Here is a 293-nt window from a genome sequence, read left to right as displayed (position 1 = left end):
GTTCCTCGCCATGGTGGCGCTGCGCACCACCGGGTGGCTGCCGGCGCCGGTCCTGGAGGCCGCCGGGACGGGCCAGGAACTCCTGCTGGCCGCCGCCCTGTTCGGGCTGGGCGGCGCGGTGCACCTGCCGACGCTGTCCCGGACCGGGGCGCGGGTCGCGGCGCTGGGCCTGACGGCCTGGGTGCTCGTCGCGGCGGCGTCGTACGCGGGTGTCCTGCTGACGACCTGAGACGCCGCCCCTGCCGCCGGCGCCCGGCACGGTCGGCGAGACACCCCCTAGGTCGTGTCCGCAA

At 77.8% G+C, this 293-nt stretch carries 1 pseudogene; it reads left to right on the top strand.

From position 1 onward, the window contains the following. Positions 1–229, top strand: a pseudogene (locus A4V12_RS39115) (putative sulfate exporter family transporter); the annotation flags it as partial. Positions 230–293 lie beyond the last annotated feature (64 nt).

It is taken from the genome of Streptomyces noursei (assembly GCF_001646665.1).
GTDB classification, from domain to species: domain Bacteria; phylum Actinomycetota; class Actinomycetes; order Streptomycetales; family Streptomycetaceae; genus Streptomyces; species Streptomyces lavendulocolor.
Note: the sequence above shows the minus strand (reverse complement) of the source record. Positions and strands in the feature narration are given on the sequence as shown.